The organism is Oligella ureolytica DSM 18253 (assembly GCF_000373745.1).
Lineage (GTDB): Bacteria > Pseudomonadota > Gammaproteobacteria > Burkholderiales > Burkholderiaceae_B > Oligella > Oligella ureolytica.
Map to the genome: position 1 here is coordinate 1 of NZ_KB892347.1, position 4,649 is coordinate 4,649.

At 44.5% G+C, this 4,649-nt stretch carries 5 protein-coding genes and 1 pseudogene; 1 reads left to right on the forward strand and 5 read right to left on the reverse strand.

Translation table 11 applies throughout. The features are described from left to right. Both B092_RS0112235 and purB read right to left on the reverse strand, forming a co-directional pair. A pseudogene (locus B092_RS0112235) lies at positions 1–328 on the reverse strand (transposase); the annotation flags it as partial. Between the two features lie 74 nt (positions 329–402). Continuing rightward, positions 403–1,752, reverse strand: a complete 1,350-nt coding sequence (gene purB, locus B092_RS0112240; protein WP_018575521.1) for an adenylosuccinate lyase — start codon at positions 1,750–1,752, stop codon at positions 403–405. Between the two features lie 185 nt (positions 1,753–1,937). Between purB and B092_RS0112245 the strand changes: the two genes are divergently transcribed. After that, positions 1,938–2,951 (forward strand): LacI family DNA-binding transcriptional regulator, encoded by a 1,014-nt coding sequence (locus B092_RS0112245; RefSeq protein WP_018575522.1) that lies wholly within the window; start codon positions 1,938–1,940, stop codon positions 2,949–2,951. A gap of 6 nt (positions 2,952–2,957) precedes the next feature. Here the strand turns inward: B092_RS0112245 and B092_RS14460 are convergent, their stop codons facing one another. From B092_RS14460 to B092_RS15660, 3 genes are all read right to left on the reverse strand, one after another. Further along, a complete protein-coding gene (locus tag B092_RS14460) occupies positions 2,958–3,737 on the reverse strand; it encodes a pirin family protein (RefSeq protein ID WP_018575523.1) in 780 nt (259 codons plus the stop codon). Positions 3,738–3,930: 193 nt separating this feature from the next. After that, a complete protein-coding gene (locus B092_RS14465; protein ID WP_018575524.1) occupies positions 3,931–4,386 on the reverse strand; it encodes a glycosyltransferase family 9 protein in 456 nt (151 codons plus the stop codon). A 10-nt stretch (positions 4,387–4,396) separates the two neighbouring features. Continuing rightward, the coding region (locus tag B092_RS15660) for a zinc ribbon domain-containing protein (protein ID WP_211208965.1) at positions 4,397–4,649 on the reverse strand (253 nt) is incomplete at its 5' end.

The following is a 4,649-nucleotide window of genomic DNA, read 5'->3' on the forward strand; positions in this document are numbered from 1 at the left end:
AAATCAACCATTACTTGGGTTTGCGGTCGAGCTCCGCCTGGGCGAAAAAAGCTGCAGCTTTCTTTATAATCTCATTGGCTTGCTTTAATTCTCTGTTCTCACGTTCAAGCTCTTTGATACGCTCCGCTTGGCTTTGAGCTTGAATGTTTGCAGGAATGGTTTTATCAATGTGCTTTTTATGCCATGATCGTAAGGTCTCAGGCGTGCAACCTATCTTTGGCGCTATGGCTTTGATGGCTGACCAGGTGGATGGGTAGTCGTCTTTAGCTTCAATTAGCATACGGACGGCTCGNTCTTTCATTTCAGGGGTATAGTTTCGTGTTTTCATTGTCGTATTCTCTCAGAAAAATGAGTCTCCGACAATCCCGGGGCGGTTCAATATCCCCTTAAAATGTAATTTGACTACTGTTTCCACTTCTGCTGAACACGCTCTACAAATACTTCGCAAAGGCCAACATAACTTTTAGGGTCCAGGCAATTTTTTACCTCTACATCACTCAAATGCGCCATGATTTCCGCATCTTCTAAGGTCACCTCAAGTAAGTGACGATCCTCTTCAAATGCCTGCATCGACACTTTATAAACCATATCGTGAGCAACTTGCCTACCGACATGAACACCCAGGGTCAGCATTAGGTTTTCTGATACGATTAGGCCTTTTAGCTGATCAAGATTTCTTGCCATCTTATCTTCATGCACAATAAAACGTTCTAAGATACCCTGCATTTGCTCGATGCCACCACTCGTCATCATATTGATTTGAGGGATGTATGACCATTCTGTTGTCCAAAACGTCATGTCTCTTTCATGCTCTTGAAGCATGGCATCAAAACTGAGCGAGGCATTTCTTTGCACGACACGCGTTAAACCAACCACATATTCGCAGATCATTGGGTTTCTTTTGTGCGGCATGGTGCTACTGCCAATCTGTCCGTCTTTGAAGCCCTCTTCAATTTCACCGATTTCTGTTCTTTGCAGGTTGATAATTTCGTTGGCAATTTTCCCAATCGTTCCTGCAATCATGGCGATATAGCTTGAGTACTCAGCAAAGCCATCTCGCTGTACATGCCAAGTAATGGTTGCTTGCTTTAACCCGAGGTACTCGCTGTATTTTTCCTGAATCGCCAAACCATGCTCACTGATAGACGCCAGCGTACCCGCAGCCCCACTAAAGGAACTGACTAAATACCTATCCTGACCAGCCTCTAATCTCTCGATGTGCTTACCAATTTCATCCGCCCAAATGGCAATTTTATAGCCTAGCGTAATCGGTAATGCATGTTGACCATGGGTCCTCCCCGGCATGATGGTTGATTTATATTTATCTGACAGTGATAACAGCGTCTTTAAAAATTTATTTAACTGATCCAATAAAACTTCTTGAGCTTCTTTCATCTGCAAGACAACAGCGGTATCCATGATGTCCTGTGTCGTAGCCCCCCAATGGATAAAACCACCCTCTCGACCGCCTACTGCGTCAGTAAATTGACGGATCTGTACGATAAGCGGATGAGTGGTATCAACAATCCCTTCACGAATCAATGTCGGATCAAACACCTCAAAACTCGCTTTATCGGCAATCTTCTTCGCTGCCTCTTGTGGAATCACGCCAAGATCTGCCTCTGCTCGCGCAAGAGCAACCCATGCATCTAACCACTTTTGCATTAATGACTCATCTGAAAAAACTTTACGCATTCTTTCAGATACAAAAATCCCTCTATACACTTCTGAATCCATCACACTTGATGACATAACTCGTCTCCTTAAACAATTAAATCGTTTTCCTAATTAGAGAAAAAGAAAAGGAAAACGTTTTCCTTTGGAGGTTTGAATATAAAATAGAACTTTCCTATTTGTCAATCTATTTTTTAATTTAGTAACGCGGGTATATCCTTTATAATTCAACTGACGGAACTACGTATGAGGCAAAAAAATTGGTGAAAATCAAAGATGTAGCAAAAAAAGCAGGGGTACATGCCTCTGTCGTTTCACGAGTTTTAAATCATGATGCCACACTAAAAATAAAAAAAGAAACGAGAGAAAGAATCCTAGCGACCGTCAAAGAACTCGGCTATGTGCCAAATCACGCCGCTAGAAACCTTAAGAAAAATGAAACCAAAATGATTGGGATGATTATTCCGGATTTTTCCAATCCGGTTTATTCAAGCATCATTCATGGGGCTGAAACGATGGCCGCCCAAGAGGGCTACACCCTCCTTGTCTATAGTAAAAAACATATAGCAAAAAACAACAGTTATTTCTCTCATCTGGTGGATGGAAAAATTGATGGGCTGCTTATCGCCACCTTAGAATTAGACGGTCAGGATCTTAAGGAATTAGCAGAATTAGATAAACCATTTATTTTGGTCAACCGCTCGATTGAAGGTTTTAATAATTATGTGGTGCTTGATGATGAACATGCCGGCTATATTGCTGCAGATCATTTAATCGAATTAGGCCATACAAACATTGCCCATATTACCGGCCCTTTTGAAACCGGTACGGGACTCAAACGCTATAATGGCTTTAAAAACAGATTAGACAATGCTAATATTACGATAAAACCTGAATACATCCGAAAGGGCACGTATTCATTACTTTCAGGCTATGAGGAAATGAATCAGCTCTTAACGCTACCAGAACCACCAACCGCTGTTTTTACAGCCAATATTTTGATAAGCCTGGGAGCCATGAGAGCGGCACAAGAAAAAGGCTTTGTTATTCCCGATGATATATCAATCATAGGTATACATGATGTCGCATTTGCACCGGTATTAAATCCTGCATTAACCACCATCAACATGCCACTCTATGAAATGGGCGAAGCCGCCGTGCAAAAAATCATTGAAAATATACAAGCCAAACGCCCTAACTCGGAAGTTAAAGGCTTGATGATCAAAGGCGGAGAGCTCATCTTAAGAGAAAGTACAAGCGCTCATAAGCCGAAATAACCAAACTCAAGATCTTGGCTCCGACACCCTACCCTGCTTAGGCGGCATAGGCATAAACTCCCTGTCATCTAAATCAGGTAATTTCATACGACCTGCTTGCCAGTCAGCACGGGCTTGCTCTAGGCGTTCTTTGGATGACGATACAAAATTCCAATCAATATAGCGTGGACCAACCGACTCTCCACCAAGTGCCATGACGACGGCCTCAGTGAGCGCAGTGATGACAACAGCACTGCCGGCCGTCAGCACTGCCATACTACCTGCTTCAAGGCGCTGATGAGCAACTTCTATCTGACCACTCACCACATAAAAAGCACGCTCCAAATACTCTGCAGGTATGGAAACTTTAGCGCCCTGCTGCAACTGCCAATGCACAAAGAACTGAGGCGACTCAACCGGCACCGGCGATTGCATGCCTAATAGCTCGCCTGCGATTAATCGCCCATGAGCACCATCACTTTCAAACTCCGGTAACTCCTTTTCAGCAAGGTGCCAGAAACACGGCTCCATCTCCTCTCGATGCTCAGGCAAGGCCACCCAAGCCTGAATGCCATCCAGCAGCCCGCCTTCACGTCTCGGCTTTTCAAAGCGCTCTGAATGGGTAATCCCCTTGCCCGCAGTCATCCAATTCACCTCACCCGGACGTACTGCTTGCTCTGAACCCACACTATCTCGATGCATAATTTCACCATTAAATAGATAAGTAATGGTGGAAAGACCGATATGAGGATGGGGTAACACATCCGCTTCCGGCCGTAGACCGGGAGCAAGATCCTTGGGCCCCATCCGGTCAAAGAAGATATAAGGACAACCATGCGTCGCTTAGCGAAAGGCAGTACACGACCCACTTCAAAACTGCCAAGATTGCGTATACGCTGTGGGATAATGAGCTCGATCATAGTGACTCCAATGCAGGGCTATATTCAGCTACAGTATCACACATCGACGCTTTTTATAAGAATATAATCAATTGACGCGCTTAGACAATCCACTGCGGATTGATTTGTTCAGGCGACAGCTCATTGAGCTGCTTATCATAAAAAAGAACATGCACATCGGCCTGACTATCGGGGTGCCATTGCTTGTAGACTATTTCATTCTTGCCATACCACGCAATGATTTTTTTATTGAAGCCCGATGCGATATGTATGGTTGAAGTATCGACCGATATAAGCTGGAGACAACGCCGAATTAAAGCAATTGTATGAAAGACATTCTGAGTTGGATGCACATAGACATGACTAAACTCTTGACTTAGTAACGACAACTCCGAATATTTCTCAGGATAAGATAAAAGCACAATGGCTCTACCGGGCACATGCTGTTGGATATAATGAACATGTTTTTTAATATTTTCAACAGACATCTTGCGACTACTGGCTGCACCATAAAAATTAATCGCCAGATAGTTGTCTATTGCGTTATCTTTTGACATCCTCCCCGCCCTAAAGAACGGGGATTCCTACGGCGTTCAGGCGACCATCGCCTGACTCGCTTCGGTGGGTTCTTGGCCCGACGCCCTTACCTACAGGCGAAGTCTCTGCACAAGCTAACCGGGCGTGTCCCGCCCTTAACACATTGATCGCGCCGACTACGTCAGCGTTTTCCTCAAAACCACAGTCCATACACTTGAAGCACGCTTGGCTACGCCTATTCTCCTTGGCAACGTAGCCGCAGCAGGGACAAGTCCGGCTGGTG